The sequence below is a fragment of the Succinivibrio sp. genome, assembly GCF_045124615.1.
Lineage (GTDB): Bacteria > Pseudomonadota > Gammaproteobacteria > Enterobacterales > Succinivibrionaceae > Succinivibrio > Succinivibrio faecicola.
Genome location: NZ_JBGVMC010000382.1, coordinates 1 through 2,620, shown reverse-complemented (window position 1 = coordinate 2,620; position 2,620 = coordinate 1). Strand labels below are relative to the sequence as shown.

The window sequence follows — 2,620 nt, the reverse complement described above, 5'->3', positions numbered from 1 at the left end:
GTCGGTGTTCCATCCTCAAGCACAGGTGAATCAGTAAAACTGTATATTGTCAGAAAAGATAAAACTCTTACCAAAGAGCTTGTTCTTTTGCATCTGAAAAAATATCTGACAGGTTATAAGATCCCTAAGCATATTGAATTTGTTGAAAAGCTTCCAAAGTCTCCTGTTGGAAAGGTATTAAGAAGATATCTAAGACAGAATCGCTTTGATTCATAAAATGATATAATGCTCACAAAAAAATAAATATGAGCATTAGCATGGCAGATATTAACTACATACAGACTCAGGAAAATCTTCAGAACCTTTGCGATAAGATCCTATCTTTAGGTGAAGATGACTGTCTGTCTTTAGATACAGAATTTACTAGAGTTAAAACATTTTATCCTGAGCTTGATTTAATTCAGATCTGTATTAAAGAAGAAACCTACCTTATAGATCCTTTATCAGAGATAAAACTAGTAGATTTTGTTAATGCCATCAATTCAACAAAAGCAAGTATTTTGCTTTTTTCCTGTCGTGAAGATCTTGAAGTTCTGTCTAATCTTAGTTATTCACTGACTTTTAACAGGCAGTTGCCAAAGAGAATCATTGATATTCAGCTGTTATTAAGTTTTGCAAACCGTTCATATTCTCAGGGATTGCAAAGTGCACTTTCTGAATATTTAAATATAGAAATTAAAAAAGAGCATACAACATCAGACTGGCAGAAACGTCCTTTAAGCGAGGAGCAACTTATTTATGCTAAAGAGGATGTTATATATCTTGAAAGACTTTATAAGACTGTAATTTCTCTGTTTACCGTTTCTGACATAAGACTGACTTTCTTTAATCAGGAAATGGAAGAATATAAAAACAGAGCACTCATAGAAACTAAAGCTGAAGATAGCTATCTATCTGTCAGTGGCGCAGGATCATTAAACAAAAAGCAGTTGTATATTTTAAGTTATCTTTGTCATAGAAGAATGCTTCTTGCAATTGAGAATAATGAGGCTTTAAACAGAGTAATAACCACAAAGGCACTGTGCAATATCTGCAGATGTCGCTCTCATAATTTTTCATCTCTTGATAAATGCGGCATGAAATACGGTGCAATTAAAGCATATGGAAAAATAGTAATAGAGTGGTTTAATCAATCCATAAGTCAGATGAAAAAGAACAGCAATCTGGTTGATTCAATTGCTCTTGCTTACGATCATTTTGCTAATGATAAGGAATATACCTCAAAGATAAAAGCTTTAAAGCAGTTTTTATCAAAAAAATCCTTAGAGCTTTGTGTCTGTAAGGAATTACTTGTTAACAAACAGCTTGTAAATGATTTCTTTTATAAAAAGTACTACAAGCAGATCCCTATACTTCAAAGTTCCTGGTATAAGGATGCATTAGGTGAAATACCTGAGTTTTGATTTCTGTTTTTCCTACTCTAATGCTAATGCGTTGACATCGTCAAAGTGATTTCTTTTTGCCGTGAGCAGTGACTACCTCTTTAACTACGATAAAAGCCAATCAAGCACAGGTTATAACTACTTCATGTCAAGACGAGCCTATTTCTATTAACGGTCAGTACACAAAAGAAATTACAAAGTTGGTTCGTAGGTTCGGCTTTGATAATAAAGATCTAATCATTGATCAGAATGAAGTTTTGAGAGCATGTTTTTAGAATAAAAAAATCAGGGCATCAGCCCTGATTTTTAAGATTGTTTAATTCTATTTTAGAATGCAAAACCTAACTGTGGGTTCCAGAATGCTGCATAAATTACTGCAACAATCAGTAAAATTGCATATGATGCAATAGCAAAACCGCCTGAAGTCTTGAAGGTTTTTGCAGTTGTTATGATAGCCTTTTCATCATCGTCGTTTTCGTTAGTTGAAAGTGAAACGAATACGATAACAGCGATAGTCAGTACCAGGGTGTATAACATCTGATCCATGAATGGCATGTTGATTGGTAAGAACTTTAACAGTAAAGCAATTACGATAGATGATAGAACACCAACTACTGCACCAGTTGAGTTTGCCTTCTTGAAGAACAGACCACATACGAATACAGCCAAGATACCTGGTGATACAACACCTGTGTACTCCTGAATGTACTGGAATGCCTGACCCAGTGAGCTTAATAATGGAGCAATGAAGATTGCAATTACTAAAGCACAGACAGCGGTTAAACGACCAACAGTAACTAAAGTCAAGTCAGATGCATCCTTCTTTACGTACTCTTTGAAGATATCCATTGTGAAAATGGTAGCTGTAGAGTTAAGCATAGATGCTAATGATGAAACGATAGCTGCTGATAGAGCTGCGAATACTAAGCCCTTGATACCAACAGGTAATAACTGTGCAACCCAAGGATAAGCACGGTCAGTCTGAGTAGCTGTTGGAATATTGTTAGCAACTAAATCACCATACATACCCTTTAACTGCTCTAATAAAGCAGGGTTATGAACTGTGATGTAGTATGCTGCAATGCCAGGGATAACAACGATGATTGGGGTAATGCACTTTAAGAAAGCTGCAAAAGCAAGACCTTTCTGAGCCTCATCTACTGATTTTGCAGCAAATGTTCTCTGGATGATGTACTGGTTGAAACCCCAGTAGTAAAGGTTAGCAACCCACATACCAC

General features: G+C 35.5%; 4 protein-coding genes. 3 read left to right on the top strand and 1 reads right to left on the bottom strand.

The features are described 5' to 3' along the window. The 3 genes from ACJML3_RS10185 to ACJML3_RS10175 form a co-directional block, all read left to right on the top strand. A partial coding sequence (locus ACJML3_RS10185; protein ID WP_406022926.1) for an AMP-binding enzyme occupies positions 1-216 on the top strand: 216 nt, incomplete at its 5' end. A 41-nt stretch (positions 217-257) separates the two neighbouring features. Further along, the gene (locus ACJML3_RS10180; protein WP_406022924.1) at positions 258-1,403 is read left to right on the top strand and encodes a hypothetical protein; all 1,146 of its coding nucleotides are present in this window, start codon (positions 258-260) and stop codon (positions 1,401-1,403) included. 68 nt (positions 1,404-1,471) lie between these two features. Next, positions 1,472-1,657, top strand: a complete 186-nt coding sequence (locus ACJML3_RS10175) for a hypothetical protein (protein ID WP_406022922.1) — start codon at positions 1,472-1,474, stop codon at positions 1,655-1,657. 52 nt (positions 1,658-1,709) lie between these two features. Here the strand turns inward: ACJML3_RS10175 and ACJML3_RS10170 are convergent. Beyond that, a partial coding sequence (locus ACJML3_RS10170; protein WP_406022920.1) for a sodium:solute symporter family transporter occupies positions 1,710-2,620 on the bottom strand: 911 nt, incomplete at its 5' end.